The following is a 20,917-nucleotide window of genomic DNA, read 5'->3' as shown; positions in this document are numbered from 1 at the left end:
ATTATGTCTATAAAATCTTTTGGAGCGAAGATATTTGCTTCGATTATTCACAAGAAAACACAAAAATGGCTCCAAAATCCAGTCGAAACTCAAGCGAGGGTTTTAGCCGATTTAATTGAACAAGCCAAGCATACCGCTTTTGGTCAAGATCACGATTTTAAAGCAATTACCAATGCGCAAACCTTTGCTCAGCGCGTACCCATTCGCGATTATGAAGGATTAAAACCCTATGTAGATCGCGTGGTCAAGGGAGAGGAAAACGTATTGTGGAAAGGAAAACCCCTTTATTTTGCTAAAACCTCCGGAACAACTTCTGGAGCGAAGTATATTCCACTAACGAAGGAATCGATGCCTTATCATATTGAAGCTGCACGAAATGCTATTTTAGCCTATGTGCACGAAACGGGTATTGCTGATTTTGTCGATGGTAAAATGATTTTTTTACAGGGAAGTCCAATTCTAGAGCAAAAGAATGGAATTAACTTAGGTCGATTATCGGGTATTGTTGCACATTACGTTCCGGCTTATCTACAAAAGAATAGATTACCGAGTTGGGAAACGAATTGCATTGAAGACTGGGAAACGAAAGTAGATGCCATTGTAGAAGAAACAGTGCACGAAAATATGACGGTGATTTCGGGAATTCCAAGTTGGGTACAAATGTATTTTGAGCGTTTGAAAGCAAGAGAAGGAAAAGGAGTAGGAGATATTTTCAAGAAGTTTAATTTATTCATTTACGGCGGGGTTAATTATGAGCCATATCGCGCTAAATTTGAACAATTAATAGGAAGGAAAGTTCCCTCTATTGAGCTATTTCCCGCTTCAGAAGGATTTTTTGCCTATCAGGATTCACAAAAAGAGAAGGGATTATTGTTGTTGTTGAATGCGGGTATTTTCTATGAATTCATCAAAGTAGAAGAATTTTTTACAGAAAACCCTAGACGATACACGATTGGAGAAGTGGAGTTGGGGGTTAATTATGTCTTGATCATCTCAACTAACGCGGGATTATGGGGGTATAACATAGGAGATACAGTTCAATTTGTCAATTTGAAACCCCATCGTATTGTTGTATCAGGACGTATCAAACATTTTATTTCGGCTTTTGGAGAGCATGTGATAGGAAAAGAAGTAGAAACAGCCCTTCAACACGCTATGGAAGGTACGCAAGTGCAAGTAAATGAGTTTACTGTTGCCCCTCAAATTACGCCTGCTGAAGGATTGCCTTACCACGAGTGGTTTATTGAATTTGGGCAAGCACCAACTGATTTGGATGCTTTTGCCTTGCGCATCGACGATGCCTTGCGCAAACAGAACGTGTATTACGACGATTTAATTGTGGGAAAAGTGTTGCGCACACTGGTCATTCGATCAGTAGAAAAAGAAGGTTTCCAGGCATATATGAAAAGTATTGGGAAGCTAGGCGGGCAAAATAAGTTGCCTCGATTGAGCAATGATAGGACCATTGCCGATCAATTGAAAATAGAATAATTAAGAAATAAAAATTGGAAGACTATGAGAGAGATTAAAAATATTTCAAGAACAAGAGCACAAGTTTCTTCAGCAGCTATTGAGCGTATTTATATTACGATGCGCCATTTGTTTAACCGTGGGTTTTATAAGCCTATGGGAGTATCTGGAGATACATTAAGAGAGGCGTTACTTGAATTGCGTCCAGAAATTTATGGTACAATTGCAGAGGAAAAGGTAGAATTAGATGGATTGTTATATGTAATTGAACGCCTACCAATTGGTATCGAAGAATGTAGATACATCAATTTAACTTCGGATGAAGGGTATGCTTTTTCGCATTTTCAAGCGTTAGTACCACCCAAAAGAAGAAGAAATTGCTATCGCATTGACGAGGAGCAAATGAATATTGAAATTACCAGAGGACGTTCAGATATCTATGACGTTTTAACGCATTTGACTTTTATCTTCATTGAATCACATAAAATTAAAAATAGAGTGTTGATTGATGAAGAGGGGAAAGTAACGCGTGATTGGAAAAAAATAGAATTAGCTGCGAAGCAAGCGGAGCCACTAGAATTAAAAGACAAAGAAGTGACAATGTCACATTTGGCCAATGTATTGGGGCGATCATTTGCTGAGGTGCTGACGGTATATGAAAAATTTGCTATTCCAGAAAATCCAGATCGCTTTTTGGATGTAATCTATTGGTTGGGAAGACTAGCCATTGAAGAAGAAGTGGACAACAATAAGCGAACTATTACGTTTAGTCCGTTGTTGCGCGAGCGATTAGGACACCATATTTACGGTGAGATTTGGTCAAACCGCATCAAAGAAGTTCTGGTAGAAAAAGGATTGTTGGAACGTCCTATTCACATCATTAGTGCAAATATGCACAGTGTGATGAACTCTATTTTTGCACCTTATGTGATGCAGGGAGAAATTGAGGTGGCTGAAGAAGTGGAGATATATGAAGAATTGAGTAAACCCGAGAATAAAGTCCTACGTAATCTAGTGCGAGAACGCGCGGAAAAAGAGGGCATGGTCTTTTTGTCGGATGATTCGGGAACGAATATCGATGTGCAAATTTTTGATTCAGCGAAGATTAAGTTTGAACAAACGAACTTCAAAGGAGCGAATTTTGAAGGGGAGCACCCTGTTATTATTGTGATGGATTATGCCTTTGGAGAACAAGCTTATGAAACGATTGATGAATTGTTGAAACCGTATAAAAAACAAATTCGCTTAAATGTAGAATCGGTTTCTATTATGGGGAAAGCGGGTATTTTAGAAGGAGGAAAAGGCGATATTATGATTCCTTTTGCCCACATTAACGAAGGAACAGGAGATAACTACCCTTTTGATAATGAATTAACAGTAGAAATGTTTGAAAATCAAGGAATTCCAGTGGTGGGAGGAACAATGGTTACTGTATTGGGAACTTCGCTACAAAATAAAGATCTTTTGAAGTTTTTCCACGATTCTACATGGGGAGTAATCGGATTAGAGATGGAAGGAGCCCATTATCAAAAAGCCATTCAATCCGCTTCTCGAATTCGCAAGAGCATTAACCCAGACGTTAAAGTGCGCTATGCGTATTACGCTTCGGATAATCCATTGGAAACTGGAAGCACATTGGCTTCAGGAGGATTGGGCACGACGGGTGTAAAACCTACCTATTTGATTACAATAAAAATACTAGAACAAATCTTTAATAGTAATTAAGATGGAACAGCAAGAGAAGCAAAAACCAAGTGAATTTGATGAAGCTAATCTACTAGATATTAAAACAGCCACAGTGTCCCTTTTGGATACTGCTGGTTTTTTTGTGTTTAAAATAATTAAGTATATCACCCGTAAGTGGATGTACCTCGCTCTTGGATTAATTTTAGGAGTGATTCTGGGGTATGTACAATACCGCAACTATCATAAAATGTTGCAAACGGCAGAGTTTAGCACGAGTAATGGTGAAGAGGAATATGCAATTTTGTTGTCGCCAAAGTATAATAGTATTGATTACTTGGATCAATTGGTTCAAGTGAAGTTCAGTGATAAATTGGACTATACACAAATTAAATTTTCAAAATTAGAGGGTATAGACGATGTTTTTTCATTTTTAGGTCAAGATAGTTTATATCCCAAAATATTCGAAAACTTGATTGGTAAAGTAGAGCGCTTTGATGAAGCAATTCACAATTATGCAGTGAGTAAAAACTATCCCTATCAACTTTTAAAAATTAAGGCAACTCAACCTTTTGAGATAGAGGGGTTCATTTCTGATTTACAAACTCATTTTAATCAGCATCCTTATTTTGCAAAGCGAAAGCAAATTGAATTAGCGTCCTTGACTTTAGAAAAGGAAACTTTAGAGGAGGAGTTGAAAGGCATTCAGACTTATGGTTCTTTGTTGGACAAGAAACAAGAAATTCTCAAGCGCTTGAAAGAAATTGAGCTTACACAATTAGAATCTCAAGAAGTGTTGTATGTTTTGGATTATATTGTTGTTAATCCTGTTTTAGCCACATCGGAGTATTCGATAGAAAGCAAAATAGCAAAAGACCTTGTGAAGGTAATGCTGTTGTTTTTTGTATTAGGTATGGCGGTTGATTTTGTTCGTTATTATAAAAATAGAGCGTAGACAATGAGAGTTGAATCAACCTTATTCAAAGATTGTTTTGTATTACATCCGCAAGTCTTTCGCGATGAGCGCGGTTATTTTTTTGAAAGTTTTAATCAGGGTTCGTTTGAACAACAAACAGGATTAAAGACTCAGTTTATACAAGATAATCAGTCGTATTCTCAAAGGGGAACCTTAAGGGGGTTGCATTTTCAGACTGGCGTCTGTCAACAAGCAAAATTGGTGCGGGTTATTCAGGGTGAAGTACTGGATGTGATTGTTGATTTACGTCAGGATTCACCAACCTTCGGACAGCATTTAGCCATGGTGTTAAACGGGGTGGAGCAGAAGCAATTGTTTGTACCCAGAGGATTTGCACATGGATTTTTAGTGCTAAGTGAAACGGCAATCTTTGCTTATAAATGTGATAATTATTACAATAAGGAAGCAGAAGGAGGAATCTACTATAAAGATCCAATTTTAGCTATTGATTGGCCTCAACTAGAGCAAGGGTATATTATTTCAGACAAAGATGCGATTTTACCTTCTTTTAATACAATTCAACCTTTATGATTCGGATTCTAGTCACAGGTGCCAATGGCCAAATGGGACAAGCTTTACAATCAATTAGCAATCAGTTTATTGGCTTTGAATTTGTGTTTTTAGCCAGTAAAGTGTTAAATATTTCTAATATTGAGGATTGTAATCGTAATTTTGAGCACTATAAACCAAATATATGTGTTAATTTTGCTGCTTATACGAATGTAGAAAAGGCAGAAGAAGAAATTGAATTAGCTTATCAGGTTAATGCGGAAGGATGTAAGAATTTAGCGGAGGTCTGTTTGCTATATGATACGACATTGGTTCATCTATCTACTGATTTCGTATTTGATGGTCAGCAAAATACACCTTATCGCATTTCGGATACACCTAATCCAATTAATGTTTATGGTGCATCAAAATGGAAAGGAGAACAATATATTCAACATTTTTTAGTTAAGTATTACATTATTCGAACATCTTGGGTGTATTCCGAATTTGGACATAATTTTCGCAACACAATGCTAAAATTAGCGCAGACAAAGTCGGAAATAAACGTTGTAAATGATCAGATAGGTTGTCCAACATATGCTTTGGATATTTGTCATTTTATGATGAATTTGATTTCGACTAAAAAGTATGGATTGGTTCATTTTAGAGGAGATAGAATTTGTAGTTGGTATGATTTTGCCGTATCTATTTTTGAAGAAAATAATATAGATATCAAGGTAAATCCAATTCGTACCACGGAATATCCAACAAAAGCAAAAAGACCTCAATATAGTGTCTTGGAATAAAAATAAAAAAATAAAAGTATTATGTTAATGACTCTGCATCGTGCAGCACATGCTGTGTACAAAAGAAAAATTCCTTTTTTACCTCGTCTTATTTATGTGTTGCAGTATTTTGTTGCAAATTGTGCAATTCCACCTTCTGCACAAATTGGGAAGGGGACTAAATTTGCTTATAGAGGAATAGGAGTTGTGATTCATAAAAATGCTGTAATTGGAGCAAATTGCATGATTGGTCAAGGAATGACTATTGGAGGTAGAAGTAAACATATTGAAGTTCCTATAATAGGAGATAACGTTTATATGGGAGCAGGCTCTAGAGTATTAGGTCCGATCAAGATAGGAAACAATGTGATTATTGGACCGAATGCGGTGGTATTGCAAGACTTACCAGACAATTGTATTGCTGTAGGTATACCTGCTAGGATTATTAAAGAGAACATTAAGGTAGAGGATTTTATTTAAACGTGAATTTAAAAATAGTAAAAGATTTAGTACTGAATAATCTGTCGCAAGGTCTTCAGTTTGGATTACAATGGGTCTTAAATATTGTGATACTCAGTATATTGGGAATGGATTTTTTCGGTTCGTTTTCATTTTATTATTCGATTGCTAATTTTTTAATGCCTATTTTACCTTTTGGAAGTTTTGTCTTCTTAATGAAAAAAGAGTTTGACAATCAAGAAGATGCGGCCAAAGAACTCGCCGTTTCCTTTCAACTTCAACTTCTCTTTTTTGGAGTAATCAGTATTTGTAGTTCCATTTTTTGGTTTTTTTATCCAGGTGAAGAAAACTTTGGACTATTAGTTGTCGCCTTATTAAATGGTTATTTCCTGAGCTTGAATACTTTGATGTTTATTTTTCATAAAAGTTTAGGTGACTTTAAAATCGAGTTAGTGGTTAATCTTTTTAAATCACTTTTGATTGGAGGATTAATAGTTGGGGTTTACCTTTTACCTCAGGTATCAGTTCTGGGGGTATTAATTGTGTTATTACTCATCAATTCGATAACGTTTTTTTTGACTTTCTTAAAGTCTAATGTATTGAAGATGAATTATATTAAGTTGTTTTTTAGGTTTGATTATAAGTTGCTAAAAAGACAATTCACGGATCAAAAATACTATGGGTTACAAGATATATTGACGGTTTCTTTTGTACAAGGAGGAATGCTGTTGTTGCCTCTTCTAGTGATCAATGAAATCTATGGAATGTATCGAGGATTATTACTTATTGTAGCGCCTTTTGGTTTGTTAAATCTTACATTTTCACAAGTGTTGTTGAACCAACTAAAATCGAAGACGGCCATTGAAAAGGGGCAATTATTTCATTTAATGCAAAAAATTGCAGTGGGCATTCTCTTAATCGTTTTAGTGGTGATGTATGTTTTACGTGCATTTGTTATGGAAAAAATAGCCAAGGTAGAACTCAATGAAGAAACGAATTTGGCGTTTATAGGGTTGTGTATCGTTATCGTAAGCAGTTTTGTTTATTCTGGATACGAAATGCTTTTGGTTGCTTTAAACAAGCAGAAAATGCGATTGAGTATTATGATTGTAGGGGCAACAGCGAATATGATTGCTATATTTAGTCTGTTACCTCAATTTGGATTATTGGGTGCTATTAGTACCAATGTTATTTCTTCCGTTATTGTATTTATCTCTATTATGTGGATAGCAGAAAGAGAATTAAAAAGAAGTTATTAATACTGTGATATATGTGTGGAATCTTAGGAAGCGTGAACTTACCCATTACGGAGGAGAGTTTAAATACAATTTTTCATCGCGGGCCCGATAGTGGTGCCATAGAAAAATTTGAGATTGACGAAAGTACGGTATATTTAGGGCATCGACGATTAGCGATTGTTGATCTAACAGCAACAGGGCATCAGCCGATGCTGACTCAGGATGCGAAGTTTGCACTTATTTTTAATGGAGAAATTTACAACCATCTTGAACTTAGAAAAAAACTGAGTGAAATTGCGTTTAAAGGTTCTTCAGATACTGAGACTATACTATATTATCTAGCGAAGTATGGTATTGAAGGAGCAGCGGATTTTAATGGGGTTTTTAGTTTTAGTTTTCTCGATATTGAAGGGAAAAAGATGTATTTGGTTCGCGACCCTTTTGGAGTAAAACCACTATACTATAAATTGGAACACAATACTTTGGTGTTTTCTTCAGAAATTCGACCTATTCAACAGCTTTATCCCAATATTGATTTGGATAAATCGAATATAGCCTCTTTGTTGAAATTGCGTTACAATCCTGCTCCAGATACGATATATAAAGAAATACATAAGTTGAGACCGGGACATATTCTACAATGGGATTTTGCTCAGTCAGCATCAACAACTAGCTCAATCACTTCGTATTTAAAACCCGTGGCTACAACAAAGCAATATAGCTTTGCTCAAGCGGTTGATAAATACGGTGAATTATTTGAAGCTGCTGTGAAACGTCAATTAATGTCTGATGTTGAAATTGGCGTGCTATTAAGTGGAGGAATTGATTCTGCTTTAGTGACCTATTTTGCTCAAAAACACGCTTCAACGAAATTAAAGACCTATACGGTTGGGTTTGCAGATGATGCGTTTGCGAATGAATTGGAAGAGGCAAAGCGCTCTGCGGATTTCTTAAAGACGAATCATCATAGTATTGTTATTTCTGCAGAGAATTTTCAGCAAGTATTTGAAGAAACGTGTAGCATAGTAGAAGAACCTTTGGGGACGACTTCAATCTTGCCGATGTATTACTTGAATGAAGCTGTGAGCAAAGATTTAAAGGTCGTTTTGACCGGGCAGGGGGCTGATGAACCTTTGGGAGGATATGCGCGTTATAAAGGCGAAATGATGGCTCAGCAATATCCTGCATTCCTGTTTGAAGTGATGCGTCCTATTGCTAAGTTATCCAAAAAAGAACAATGGATTCGCGCGACTCAATCCTTAGCTATCCAAGATCCTATTAAGCGTTGGGAACATATTTATTCCCTTTTTTCTGATCGTGAAATACAGTCATTGCTTGGTATTCAAGATAAAAAAAGCAAAGACCGTATTCGCTATTTTTACGACTTGTTGGACTGTAAAAGCAAAAAAGGGGTAGAGGGGATGATGGCTGTTGATACAAGAATGAATTTAGCAGATGATTTGTTGATGTATACGGATAAAGTGTCTATGAATTTTACCATAGAAACTCGCGTGCCTATGCTGGATTTGGAATTAATAGCCTTTTTGGAATCTTTGCCCATCGAATATAAAATAGGAGAGCATCAAACCAAGAGAATTCATAGAGCATTTGCTTCTGAAGTATTGCCGAATGAGATTATCAACCGACCGAAAAAAGGTTTTTTGTCGCCTACTGAAAAGTGGTTTAGAGAAGATTTGGGTGATTATTATATAAATTTATTGAGTAATAGCAATAAAAGTGTTTATTTTGAGCTATTCGATAAACAAGCAGTTTTGCAAGTTTTTAAACAGCATAAGGCAGGGTACAATAGAGAAAAGCAAATTTTCACCTTATTGTCTCTGTACTATTTGATTCAATAAATTATAATTCATGAAATTAGCCATTATTACTTCTAGGTATCCAAAAGAAAATCAACCCTATAATCACATGTTTGTCCATGTTCGGGCGTTGTACTTTCAATCTCAAAATATAGAAGTAACGATTTTAGTTCCAGCCAGTAGTGCTGCTACTTATACCTATCAAGGGATAAATGTGATAGAAGATACGGCTAAGGTCATTGAAGATAAATTAAAGGATTACGATGTGTTGTATCTACATCTACTCAATCATTATCCTTTGGCAAATGGAGGTTACCGTTTATACAAAACGATAATGAAACACCGATATCGAACAGCCATCTATATCCATGGAGCAGATGTGTTGGTTTATCCAGAATATCTATACGATTTTACTTGGTCATTGAAGGGGATTTGTAAGTATCTTTATGTGCAAATTTGGAACTATAGAGCGATGAAGCGCTTTTTGAATCAGATTAGTACATTTGATTCATACGTCATGATGACTCCTTCTAAGTGGATGAAAAACCATACAGAAAAAATATTCAACCGCAAGTTTGAACATTTTTATGCCATACCAAATGGGATTGATACTGAATTATTTGATGTTCCTTTTGATTATAATACAAGGTATAATCTAATAACAATACGCCCCTTATCAGATCCCAAGTATGGGGTGGATATGGCAATAGAATTGATGCGTTTTTTACCAGAGCCATATACCTTAGATATTTATGGAAAAGGTCATTTGAAAAAAACGTATGAAGATTTAATTCGAAAATATAACCTTGAAAAGCGCATTCAAATTATAGATAGTTTTATCGAAAGAGAGGAATTACCTACTTTGTTTTCGAAGTATGGTCAATTTTTGGCTTTTTCTCGTTTTGATTCCCAAGGAGTAATCATGTGTGAAGCTATGGCAGCAAGATTATTGACCATTAGCAATTACAATTCTGCTATTCCTGAATTTATTGAAAACAATACAACGGGATTATTAGGTGATAATCTAGAAGAATTAGCCGAGTCGATTGTTTTAATTTCAAATAATGAAAGACAACTACAAGCATTGGTAGAGAGAGGCCGAGCAAGTATGGAGGAAATGAATTGGATGAAACAAGGAGAAAAAGAATTAACTGTGCTGCGTAAGCTGATGTAAAGACGATAGAAGTTGAAGATAAAAATTCAAGATATAGATGTAATTATTTGGGCTTTATTATTGCCCATTTTAATCATTGATTCCGTCAATGGTTTGCTCTATGAAAATAATATATCTACTCCTTTTTCAATTAGTCAAATTTACAAATTGGGGATTGTTGGTTTATTTGTACTTCGATTAGTAAAAACACCAAAATACCTCCTTATGGTGTTTGCTTTGTTCGGCTATATGATTTTTCCTTCTTGTGTGCAATGGCTCAAGGGAATGATAGATTGGAAAGTCATTATTCAAGATCTAATATTCGCTTTTAAGTATTTAATTATTGTCATTGCTTTTTTCTACTTTCAAGTAGTCTTTTCCACAGTAAATAGATATGAAATTCCAAAATATTTTGTTTGGATTAAATTATCCTATTGGATATTAGCCTTTAATTTAAGCTTGAAATTGGTAGGATTAGCTTATCCTATGTATACGAATGGCAATATTGGCTCCAGAGGTTGGTTTATTGCTGGGAATGAGATTTCAGCCTTACTTATTATTCTCTCGTGTATTTTAGCCTATTACTATTGGGTGATCAATAAGAATTGGAAATTCTTTGTACTATACGGATTAGTCAGTTTCTTATTAGGACTTCTGATTAGTTCAAAGACAGGGCTGTTGGGTATTGTTTTAGTGCATATTTTGATTATTGGCAGTACAACTGCATTTGATATTAGAAATAAGAAAACGAGAAATCGATTGTTGTACGGAGGAGGGATTGCTCTTCTTTTTTGTGGTGGAATTACGGTATTTATACAACAGTCGGCCATTATGAATCGTTATCTATATTTCTGGCATAAAATGGATTTTGTTACATTTATTTTATCTAGTAGAAATATCTTTTTAGCAGAGATGATCCCTATATTTGAAGCGAGTTATACAACGTTTGAGCAGTGGATTGGCGTTGGTAATTATAGGTTTGAAGAATTAGCAAATCAAAAAATTGAAATAGATATTCTCGATATTTTATTTACCTATGGCTACGTAGGCGTTTTTATTTTTTGCGGATTATTGGTCGTGTACAGCTTGAATATTGTAAAGCTGATGAAAAATTGTACGGTTTTTGCTTATGCAAAATTAAGCTTTATCTGCTGTTTAATTCTTGTTGTTTTGTCTTGTCTGTCAGGTCATATTTTTAATTCAGGTATTGCAGGTATATTTATTGGCTTTGTTTTGTCTTTAGCCTATTATAAAAAATCAAATGGATAGAAAACTTGTTTTATACGCCGCAGCTTTTTTCGGAATTGTGACGCCTATTTATACGAAATTAGGCAACGTCGCGATGGCTCTTTTTGCTGTATCAATGGTGGTTTATTTAATTCGAAATGGACAACGCCCTTCGTGGACGATAACTAATATAGGTAAAACTATTTTTGGGACCACCTTTTTTATTGTTGTTTTGTTGCTCTTCGGTTTGTTGTATACGGACCATCTTAGTAGAGCGGTGCGTTTATTTGAAAATTATTTATCCTATATCTTAGTTCCTCTTCTGTTTATTTGTGCCCCATTTGAGGTGTTATATGCAATTCGAGAAAAAGCGATGAAATACTTTGTCTATGGTTGTTTAATCAGTAGTGTTATTTTACTCGGACACAATTTCTACAGCTATTTTCTGTCAAAAGGAGCTTGGGTAATTGAAGAAGATTTATTTGGATATTATTATACGTATCATGAATTTGCTTCATTTTTAAAATTTCACCCAACTTTATTGGGTACTTATTGTATTTTCGCTCTTGTCATTCTCAACGAATCAAATTATTGGAAGAATACATTGATGAAAGCGATTTTTAATTTCATTTTGATTCTTTGTATTGTATTTTTAAATTCTAGAGCTGTATACTTGCTTTTAGGTCTATATGGAATGTACCATTTCCTACAACTAGGAAAACGACTGTATGGAAGGAGTAAGGCCTTACTTGTGGGATTGGTTATGGCAGTAGTTGTGCTTACTTCTGTAGGAATTGTTGCACTTAAAGATACTTATATTTATGAACGCATGACGGATCAATTAATTTGGGAACTTAACGATAATAAGGGAACACTTTATGACGATCAGCATGTGAATGATAGTCGAGTGTCTCGTTGGGAGGCTATCTATGAGCATGCCATGCAAAGACCGCTTTTAGGCTATGGGTCAGGAAGTGAAGATGAGGAGGTTTTAAAAGCCTATAAGGAAGAGGATCTCACCTATGCACTTGAATCTGGATATGGGCCACATAATCAGTATTTATCTTTTTTATTGGAGTATGGACTATTGGGATTGGGCTGTTTCGTGTTCTATTTGGGCTATCAATTGCGATTAGCTTTAATGCACAAGGACGTTATCTATTTTTGTCTCATAGCGGCTATTTCCATTTCTTGTATCTTTGATTCTGTTCTGTATCTGAATACTAATATTATCTTTTTTGCGTTTTTTGGGAATCTATTTACCTTTTTAAGTTGGAGAAACAAAACGACAGATTAATCATTATTAGCGGACTATTTATAGTCCTGCAATTAATTTTAGATTTCATCGGTACGCGATGGTTAACTGGCCCAGAAATAACCACATTTTTAGTTGTAGCAAAAGGGATTAAGTCTCTTTTTCTCTTGTTGATGATCGTGGTTTTATTCCAACGCAAAGTGTATTTGCCCTTGTATGGACTATTTGGTTTGGGTATTCTTGTTTTTTTGGGGCAGCTTACCTTACATGGTTCTTGGCGAGAAATTCCTTGGGGGGAGGTATCCCGAGAATGGATGTTGTATGGTGGAGGAATTATCATCGCCTTTTTTTTCCAAACTTTACACAGACATGGTACGTCAAGTAAGCTGACTTTTATGCTGTACTTTACAATTGGCGTAATATTAGCCGTTTGTTTCTCTGTACTTTTGGGAATTCTTTTTGATATTCCCTTGTTTAAAACGTATCGCGGTGGTTTGCGATTTGGCTATACGGGTGTGCTCCACAAATCAATTACTGCGACCTACTTCTTTATAGGCAGTATTTGTTTGAGTTACTATTATACGTATAGACAGCCCAAGGTGAGACCTTGGATTTTCTTTGTCATTTTATGTAGTTCTTTTATAATCGGAACCAAGGGAATTTATTTGTTTAACGGATTCTTTTTTGTGTATGTCTGTTGGGTACATCAAGTGTATAAAAAGCGTCTATTCTATGGTATTATAACGCTTATAGGCGTTGTGCTTGTCTTGTTTAGGGATCAAATTATGACAAGATTAAATTCTACTTATCTATTATTCCAATCGATTTATCAAGAACATGGATGGTTGACAAGTTTAATGAGTTTTAGAAATGAAATCTTCAAGGAGAAAGCCGTTGTGTATTTTGAAAAATGGCAAGGGAGTAATTATCTTTTTGGAGGAAAATTATGGAATCAAGGCTTGTTTGAAATGAGTCTAGTGGATTTATATGTTTTCTGTGGTGGAATTGGCTCGATTTGTGTAGTATATTTATATTATAAAGGGGGATTGATACATCCAAAGGAGAAGGAAACAAAACAATATATCTTTTTTTGCTATTTGAGTATTTTAATAATTAGTATTTTTGCAGGACAGTTATTTGTTAATTTTTCATCCATATTTTTTATACTTTGGGTTTTATTTTTAATAAATAACGGAGAAATAGTAAAAAAAATAGACTAATTAGTGAAAGCGACACAACACTTTTTTGATATAGATATTGCTAATTTAACGATGTCTGAAACTATTGCTATTATCAATGAATCGATTGATAATAAACAACCTATATTGCATATAGTAGTCAATGCTGCCAAGTTGGTTAATATGCAACAGGATGCAGAATTGAAAGAAAGCATCCGCAAGGCTGATTTAGTGAATGCGGATGGGATGGCTGTTGTTTGGGCCTCAAAAATATTGGGAAAACCACTAAAAGAACGAGTAGCAGGTATTGATCTCTTTGATCATTTGGTTAAAAATGCCAGTGATAGAGGAGAGAAAATATTTTTGTTGGGTGCAAAAGAAGACGTTGTAACGGAAGTGGCGAGGATTTATTCCGAAAAATATGGAGAAGGCATAATCGGGGGATATCGAAATGGGTATTTTACAGCGAAAGAAGAGCGCGATATTGTTGCATCTATTGTAGAAAGTCAATCGACCTATCTTTTTGTTGCGATGAGCTCTCCAAAAAAGGAGATATTCCTGTCTACGTATAAAGATGCACTTCGTTCCGTTGGTTTTATTATGGGAGTTGGCGGAAGTTTTGACGTGATTTCTGGTAAAGTAAAACGAGCCCCTCAATGGATGCAAAAAATAGGAATGGAATGGTTTTATCGTTTTTTACAAGAACCAAAACGCATGTGGAAAAGAAGTTTTGTCGATAATGGCAAGTTTCTTGGGCTAATAGTAAAAGAATTAATACAGAAGAAATGAAACGCATTTTAATAACGGGTGCTGCGGGCTTTTTGGGCTCTCATCTATGCGATCGCTTTCTTGCAGAAGGCTTTTATGTAATTGGAATGGATAATTTAATTACGGGTGATTTAAAAAATATTGAACATCTGTTTGCGGATTCTCATTTTGAGTTCTACCACCACGATGTAACTAAATTTGTACATGTGCCTGGTGATTTAGACTATATCTTACACTTTGCCTCTCCAGCTAGTCCGATTGATTATTTGAAAATTCCAATTCAAACCTTGAAAGTAGGTTCTTTGGGAACACATAATTTGTTGGGGTTGGCTCGAGTAAAAAATGCGCGCATTTTAATTGCCTCAACCTCTGAAATATATGGTGACCCTTTAGTTCATCCCCAAACGGAAGAGTATTATGGCAATGTCAATAGTATAGGGCCAAGAGGAGTTTACGATGAAGCAAAGCGCTTTCAGGAATCCATGACCATGGCTTATCATACTTTTCACGGCTTAGAGACGCGTATTGTGCGTATATTTAATACCTATGGACCTCGAATGCGACTGAATGACGGTAGAGTAATTCCAGCCTTTATTGGACAAGCATTACGAGGTGAAGATTTGACGGTTTTTGGCGATGGACAACAGACCCGTTCTTTTTGTTATGTAGAGGATCAGGTAGAAGGAATCTATCGCTTGTTATTGTCTGATTATCATCTGCCTGTAAATATTGGTAATCCAGATGAAATTACAATTTTGGATTTCGCCCAAGAGATTATTCGCCTGACCCAAAGTGATCAGAAAATAATTTACAAAGATTTGCCAATAAATGACCCGTTACAGCGTTGTCCTGATATAACCAAGGCAAAAACAATCTTGGGATGGACACCAAAGATTGGGAGAGCAGAGGGAATGCAGCGCACATTGGATTATTTTAAGTCCTTTACAGCTGCTGATTTGGCAAAAGAAGAACACAAAGATTTTTCAAACTACATTTATTAATGAGTAAAAAAGCAGGTAGGTATTCTTATTTAATACGTCCGTTAACTACGTGTATTGATTTAATTACAATCAACGGTATGGCTCAGGTGTGGTTTTCCACATTTACTGAGCAGCATTATTTGTTTCATATTGTATTGTCAATAGGTTGGTTGATCGCAGCAGGATTAAGTGGATACTATGACGTTTATAGACATACCAAAACAGTTCGCGTTGCGGAGAAGGTGTTTAAACAATTTGTCTTCCAATTCATTTTGGTCGCGTCTTATAACGGTATATTTGACCGATTTGCTGAAATTAAAGAGCTAATAGGATATGGCATCTCTATTTTTGTTATTATTTGTACAGTAAAATTTACTATTTTCTTTTTGTTGAAGTACATCCGTAAATTCTTAGGAGGAAACTTTAGAAATATTGTCCTCTTGGGGAATGGACGAGAAATTAGCAATTTAAAGTCCGTATTGTTAAAGCGAAAAGATTTAGGTTATCGCATTAATAATCACTTTTTCAATTTAGAGGATGAAAGTTTAGAAGACTTGAAGCAATATCTATCACAGCATATTGTCGATGAGCTTTTCATACAATTCTCTTTTACAAAAGAGAAGAACTTTTTAGAATTCCTTGAATTTGCAGATAATAGCATGATTACAGTGCGTTATGTACCCACGCAAAAAGATATTTTAAACAATCATTTGAGGATTGAATACTACGATTTAATTCCCGTAGTTCCAAGACGCGTAATTCCATTAGATAAACCCTATAACAAATTGGTTAAACGCTTATTTGACCTCGTTTTTTCAATTGCTGTTATTGTGTTCATTTTGTCTTGGTTAGTTCCTGTCATTGCTATTTTGATTAAAAGAGAATCAAAAGGACCTGTTTTTTTCAAACAAAAAAGAACAGGATTAAACGATGAGGAATTTTGGTGTTATAAGTTTAGGTCTATGCGTATGAACGACGATAGCGACAAACAACAAGCCACGCGAAATGACCAACGCATTACGAAGATTGGAGCTTTTTTACGCAAATCGAGCTTGGATGAGTTTCCACAGTTTATCAATGTCTTTTTAGGAGATATGTCTATTGTTGGACCTCGCCCCCATATGGTTGTACATACCAAAATGTACTCCAAACGCGTGAGTCGATTCATGTTGAGACACTTGGTTAAACCGGGGATTACAGGAATGGCACAAACACACGGATATAGGGGAGAAATAGAGAATGACAGAGATATTATCAACCGCTTTAAATACGATTTGTTTTACTTAGAAAACTGGTCCATTCTGTTGGATTTAAAGATTATTTATTTGACGGTTTACAACGTTTTTGCAGGAGAAGAAAAAGCGTACTAACTGCTTTTTATAAAGTTGTCCTTCTTATTCTTAGGAACTTTTTCTTTATTCGTTTTTTTATAATTATTTTTGAACCATAATAACAAACAACACAAGTAATGAAAATTTTATTATTAGGTTCAGGTGGGCGTGAACATGCTCTTACATGGAAGATGTTACAAAGTCCACAGTGTGAAGCTGTGTTTGTAGCTCCTGGAAATGCGGGAACTGCTCAAATCGCTCAAAATATTGCGATTGACCCCAATGATTTTGACGCTGTAAAACAAGTGGTTTTGACGCATCAAATTGACATGGTCGTGGTTGGGCCAGAAGATCCTTTAGTAAAGGGAATTGTCGATTTTTTTAAACAAGATGACACCATTCAACATATTCCTGTTATAGGACCTTCGAAAAAGGCGGCACAATTAGAAGGAAGTAAAGATTTTGCGAAAGAATTTTTGATCAGACATCAAATTCCTACTGCAGCTTATCAAAGTTTTACAAAAGATACGGTTGAAGAAGGGAAAAAATTCTTAGAAACAGTAAAAGCACCTTACGTTTTAAAAGCGGACGGTTTGGCTGCTGGAAAAGGTGTAGTGATTCTTGAAAACTTAGATGAAGCAAAGGCTGAATTAGAAAATATGTTAGTGGACGCCAAATTTGGTGACGCGAGTTCTAAAGTGGTTATTGAAGAATTTTTATCTGGAATAGAATTAAGCTGTTTTGTGTTGACAGATGGACAATCATATCAATTGCTTCCTACTGCTAAAGATTACAAGCGAATTGGAGAAGGAGATAAAGGATTGAATACAGGAGGTATGGGAGCTGTTTCTCCAGTGCCATTTGCAACGGATGAATTCTTGAAAAAAATTGAAGATCGCATTGTTATTCCAACGGTAGAAGGAATTAAAAAAGATCAATTAGATTATAAAGGATTTATTTTTATTGGTATCATTAAAGTTGGAGATGATCCGTTCGTGATTGAATACAATGTACGTATGGGAGATCCTGAAACGGAAGTAGTGATGCCTAGAGTAAAATCGGATTTAGTAGAATTATTCCAAGCGATAGCAAAAGAAGAATTGGCTACAAAAACGATTGAATTGGATGCGCGTAGTGCAACAACGGTAATGCTAGTGTCTGGAGGTTATCCAGAGGATTATGAGAAAGGAAAAGTCATTACTGGGATTGAACAAGTAGAAGATTCTATTGTTTTCCATGCGGGAACTGCATTAAAAAACAATGAAATTGTCACAAATGGAGGACGTGTACTTGCTGTTACCTCTTATGGAAATAGCTACAAAGAGGCATTAAAAAAATCTTATCAAAATATAGATAAACTAAATTTCGATAAGATTTATTATCGTAAAGATATCGGTTTCGATCTTTAAGATAGTTGATTACTTTAGAAATGAGTGGGCTGTCGTATCTTGTGTATCTTCGTTCTTTGATTTGAACAATTGTAATTGTTTTAACCAAAATACAAAGAAGTAGCACGTAATTAGGATGAAAATCCAAGTAATTATGTTTGCAGTCCACCAGTTCTTAAGTTCTAGTTTTGCAAAGATATCCATTGGGATGAAAAGTATCTTTTCAAACAAGAATCCTAAACCATTAAAAAATGAAGTCATTTCCTTTATTTTTAAATTAGATAATATTATTTGAATTTTTATAATATTTGGTACGAATACAAAATACCCAAACAAACAAATAGTACTACAAAAATATAAAATATATACATGTTAGCAAGTATTTTTAGTAAAACTAGACCGATTAACTATATCATGCTTACGCTTTTAATCGTAGTAGGCTATAGTTTGTTTATTGTTTTGGATTCTAGTATAGAATGGACCACTTTTGAAATGAGTAAACGAGGATGTGTGCTGTTGTTGCTCTTGATGATGATGTATGTCTCCCAATTTATTGTCTCACGAAATAGGTTGGTGGATGATTCGGCTTATGTACCGCTGTTATTTACGAGTTTTTTATTCCTATTTCCCACTTCTTTTGACAATGTAAGAGTCATTATTGCAAGTTATTTTATTCTATTAGCTCTAAGGCGTATTTTCTCTTTACATTCCCTAAAACAATCTAAAGAAAAGCTTTTGGACGCTTCGTTGTGGATTTGTATCGCGAGTCTTTTTCACTTTTGGAGTATTTTATACTTTATCTTATTGTTTTACGCGATTGCCTTTTTTGGAGCGAAAGACTATAGAAATTGGGTCATTCCCTTAGTCTCGTTTTTTGGTGCGTCTATTTTTCTTAGCCTTTACTTGTTGATTCAAGACATAAATTTTGTCACTTGGTGGTCTGAACGTGTACAAGTGAGTTTTAATTTTATGTATTTTGAGAACGTTTTTCAAAATATTGCTTTGGCCGTTTTTGTTTCTATAGCTTTATTGTATGCCGTTTCCCAAGCATTAGCCATTAAAAGCAAACCGTTTAATATGCAAAACACCTACAAGAAAATTGTACTTTCATTTCTTATAGGTGCTGCAATATATGTTATTTCGGCTGATAAGTCGAACGGATTGTTGCTGTTTACTTTTTTCCCTTTAGCCATCTTAGGTGCTAATTACATTGAAGGAATTCCACAGCGATGGAGAAAAGAAGCCAATGTATACAGTATTTTCTTGATTGGTTTATTCTTTTATTGTATGCAATTGATTATCTTATAGTTTTTGACCATAAGCCAAATCGCCTGCATCTCCTAAACCAGGAACAATGTAGTTGTGATCGTCTAGTTTTTCATCTAAGGTAGCCACCCATAAGTGTACATCAGCAGGAAGATTTTCTTCTAGATACTGAATTCCTTCAGGGGCAGCAATTACAACGGCAAGGTGTAGTTCCTTCGGTTTTTCTTCTGTCATTAGTTTATTGATTACAGCAACAAGTGATTGTCCTGTTGCTAGCATAGGATCAATAAGAATTAGAATTTTATCTTGAAAGGAAGGTGCTGCTTGATATTCAACTAGAATTTCACTCGCTTCACCGTGTTTACCATGACGGCGATAAGCAGAAACGAATCCATTTTCAGCGTCGTCAAAAAAGTTCATAAAACCTGTATGTAAGGCCAAACCTGCACGTAGAATAGAACAAAGAACTACATTGTCTTCAATGCAAGTAGTGTGTTTAATTCCCAAAGGAGTTTGAACGTCTAGCGCTTTAAACGGTAGTTTTTTGCTTAGTTCATAAGCCATAATTTCGCCAATACGCTCAATGTTTTTTCTAAAACGCATGCTGTCTTTCTGAATGGTAACATCGCGAAGTTGAGCCAAGAAATGATTTAAAATGCTATTCTCCTCTGAAATATAGTGAATTTTCATAACGGTATAATTAGTACCATAAAAGTATTAAAACTATATTTGTAAATAAAATTATTCATATGTTTTCAGCATTAGCCTTTCCAATATTCGAAGAGAGTATTCGTGACTATCATAAATACGATAATGTAGATCAGCCAATTAGCAATCCTTATCCAAAAGATGATATCAAACATTTATTATATCTAAAAAATTGGATTGATACCGTTCAATGGCATTTTGAAGATATTATTCGCGATCCGCAAATTGATCCAGTAGCTGCTTTGGCTTTAAAGAGAAGAATTGATGCATCGAACCAAGAGAGAACGGATATGGTTGAGTATATCGACAGTTATTTCTTAAATAAATACAAAGATGTTCAAGTAAAAGCAGAGGCTAAAATCAACTCTGAAAGTCCGGCTTGGGCAATCGACCGCTATTCTATTTTAGCATTGAAAATTTATCATATGCGCGAAGAAGCTACAAGAGCGGAAGCAACACCTGAACACCGAGCAAAATGTCAAGAAAAACTAGATGTTTTGTTAGAACAAAAACAAGATTTATCAACAGCAATTGACGATTTATTAAACGATATTGCTCAAGGAGATAAATACATGAAGGTGTACAAGCAAATGAAAATGTATAATGACGAGGAATTAAACCCTGTGTTGTATCAAAATAAAAAATAAAAAAAGGCGTGTGAAAAACACGCCTTTTTTTATGCTAGACAACGTGGGGGATTTTAATTTGATTGCTTCATGGAAAATGAACGGACGAAAATATCTTTT

The 20,917-nt window shown here is 35.2% G+C and carries 20 protein-coding genes; 18 read left to right on the top strand and 2 right to left on the bottom strand.

The features are described 5' to 3' along the window. The first annotated feature begins 3 nt into the window (after positions 1-3). From HX004_RS00380 to purD, 16 genes are all read left to right on the top strand, one after another. A complete protein-coding gene (locus tag HX004_RS00380) occupies positions 4-1,491 on the top strand; it encodes a GH3 auxin-responsive promoter family protein (RefSeq protein WP_286440292.1) in 1,488 nt (495 codons plus the stop codon). A gap of 24 nt (positions 1,492-1,515) precedes the next feature. Continuing rightward, positions 1,516-3,195: a DUF6909 family protein gene (locus HX004_RS00375; RefSeq protein ID WP_286440291.1), complete on the top strand. Its 1,680-nt coding sequence runs from the start codon at positions 1,516-1,518 to the stop codon at positions 3,193-3,195. Between the two features lies 1 nt (position 3,196). Next, positions 3,197-4,108 carry a hypothetical protein gene (locus HX004_RS00370; protein ID WP_286440290.1) on the top strand — a complete coding sequence of 304 codons (912 nt, stop codon included), beginning with the start codon at positions 3,197-3,199 and terminating at the stop codon, positions 4,106-4,108. Between the two features lie 3 nt (positions 4,109-4,111). Beyond that, positions 4,112-4,660 (top strand): dTDP-4-dehydrorhamnose 3,5-epimerase, encoded by a 549-nt coding sequence (gene rfbC / locus HX004_RS00365; protein WP_286440289.1) that lies wholly within the window; start codon positions 4,112-4,114, stop codon positions 4,658-4,660. Then, entirely contained in the window at positions 4,657-5,424 is a 768-nt protein-coding gene (gene rfbD / locus HX004_RS00360; RefSeq protein ID WP_286440288.1) for a dTDP-4-dehydrorhamnose reductase, read from the top strand. The genes rfbC and rfbD overlap by 4 nt, the downstream gene beginning before the upstream one ends. Positions 5,425-5,445: 21 nt before the next feature. Continuing rightward, positions 5,446-5,883 carry a serine O-acetyltransferase gene (locus tag HX004_RS00355; RefSeq protein WP_286440287.1) on the top strand — a complete coding sequence of 146 codons (438 nt, stop codon included), beginning with the start codon at positions 5,446-5,448 and terminating at the stop codon, positions 5,881-5,883. Between the two features lie 2 nt (positions 5,884-5,885). Beyond that, entirely contained in the window at positions 5,886-7,121 is a 1,236-nt protein-coding gene (locus HX004_RS00350; RefSeq protein ID WP_286440286.1) for a lipopolysaccharide biosynthesis protein, read from the top strand. A gap of 11 nt (positions 7,122-7,132) precedes the next feature. Next, positions 7,133-8,959 carry an asparagine synthase (glutamine-hydrolyzing) gene (gene asnB / locus HX004_RS00345; RefSeq protein WP_286440285.1) on the top strand — a complete coding sequence of 609 codons (1,827 nt, stop codon included), beginning with the start codon at positions 7,133-7,135 and terminating at the stop codon, positions 8,957-8,959. Between the two features lie 10 nt (positions 8,960-8,969). Next, on the top strand, positions 8,970-10,091 hold the full coding sequence (locus HX004_RS00340) for a glycosyltransferase family 4 protein (protein ID WP_286440284.1): 1,122 nt from the start codon (positions 8,970-8,972) through the stop codon (positions 10,089-10,091). Positions 10,092-10,103: 12 nt separating this feature from the next. Next, complete coding sequence (locus HX004_RS00335; RefSeq protein ID WP_286440283.1) at positions 10,104-11,339, top strand: O-antigen ligase family protein; 1,236 nt, start codon at positions 10,104-10,106, stop codon at positions 11,337-11,339. Beyond that, complete coding sequence (locus HX004_RS00330; RefSeq protein WP_286440282.1) at positions 11,332-12,594, top strand: O-antigen ligase family protein; 1,263 nt, start codon at positions 11,332-11,334, stop codon at positions 12,592-12,594. The genes HX004_RS00335 and HX004_RS00330 overlap by 8 nt, the downstream gene beginning before the upstream one ends. Continuing rightward, the gene (locus HX004_RS00325) at positions 12,570-13,772 is read left to right on the top strand and encodes a hypothetical protein (protein WP_286440281.1); all 1,203 of its coding nucleotides are present in this window, start codon (positions 12,570-12,572) and stop codon (positions 13,770-13,772) included. The genes HX004_RS00330 and HX004_RS00325 overlap by 25 nt, the downstream gene beginning before the upstream one ends. Before the next feature lie 3 nt (positions 13,773-13,775). Further along, positions 13,776-14,519 (top strand): WecB/TagA/CpsF family glycosyltransferase, encoded by a 744-nt coding sequence (locus HX004_RS00320; protein ID WP_286440280.1) that lies wholly within the window; start codon positions 13,776-13,778, stop codon positions 14,517-14,519. Then, complete coding sequence (locus tag HX004_RS00315) at positions 14,516-15,499, top strand: UDP-glucuronic acid decarboxylase family protein (RefSeq protein WP_286440278.1); 984 nt, start codon at positions 14,516-14,518, stop codon at positions 15,497-15,499. Before HX004_RS00320 ends, HX004_RS00315 begins: the two co-directional genes overlap by 4 nt. After that, complete coding sequence (locus HX004_RS00310; RefSeq protein WP_286440277.1) at positions 15,499-16,848, top strand: exopolysaccharide biosynthesis polyprenyl glycosylphosphotransferase; 1,350 nt, start codon at positions 15,499-15,501, stop codon at positions 16,846-16,848. Before HX004_RS00315 ends, HX004_RS00310 begins: the two co-directional genes overlap by 1 nt. Before the next feature lie 98 nt (positions 16,849-16,946). After that, positions 16,947-18,218: a phosphoribosylamine--glycine ligase gene (purD, locus tag HX004_RS00305; RefSeq protein ID WP_286440276.1), complete on the top strand. Its 1,272-nt coding sequence runs from the start codon at positions 16,947-16,949 to the stop codon at positions 18,216-18,218. A gap of 9 nt (positions 18,219-18,227) precedes the next feature. Here purD and HX004_RS00300 read toward each other — a convergent pair whose 3' ends face one another. Next, the gene (locus HX004_RS00300; RefSeq protein ID WP_286440274.1) at positions 18,228-18,458 is read right to left on the bottom strand and encodes a DUF6341 family protein; all 231 of its coding nucleotides are present in this window, start codon (positions 18,456-18,458) and stop codon (positions 18,228-18,230) included. 108 nt (positions 18,459-18,566) lie between these two features. On the opposite strand from HX004_RS00300, the gene HX004_RS00295 reads away from it, so the two are divergent. Then, positions 18,567-19,505 carry a DUF6427 family protein gene (locus HX004_RS00295; RefSeq protein WP_286440272.1) on the top strand — a complete coding sequence of 313 codons (939 nt, stop codon included), beginning with the start codon at positions 18,567-18,569 and terminating at the stop codon, positions 19,503-19,505. On the opposite strand, the gene upp is transcribed toward HX004_RS00295, so the two are convergent. Further along, positions 19,500-20,153, bottom strand: coding sequence for a uracil phosphoribosyltransferase (gene upp / locus HX004_RS00290; RefSeq protein ID WP_286440270.1), 654 nt, complete (start codon positions 20,151-20,153; stop codon positions 19,500-19,502). The genes HX004_RS00295 and upp overlap by 6 nt on opposite strands. Positions 20,154-20,212: 59 nt before the next feature. Between upp and HX004_RS00285 the strand changes: the two genes are divergently transcribed. Next, a complete protein-coding gene (locus tag HX004_RS00285) occupies positions 20,213-20,818 on the top strand; it encodes a DUF4254 domain-containing protein (protein ID WP_286440269.1) in 606 nt (201 codons plus the stop codon). Positions 20,819-20,917: the final 99 nt, after the last annotated feature.

Origin of the sequence: Myroides sp. 1354, assembly GCF_030324495.1 — a bacterium.
Lineage (GTDB): Bacteria > Bacteroidota > Bacteroidia > Flavobacteriales > Flavobacteriaceae > Flavobacterium.
Note: the sequence above shows the minus strand (reverse complement) of the source record. Positions and strands in the feature narration are given on the sequence as shown.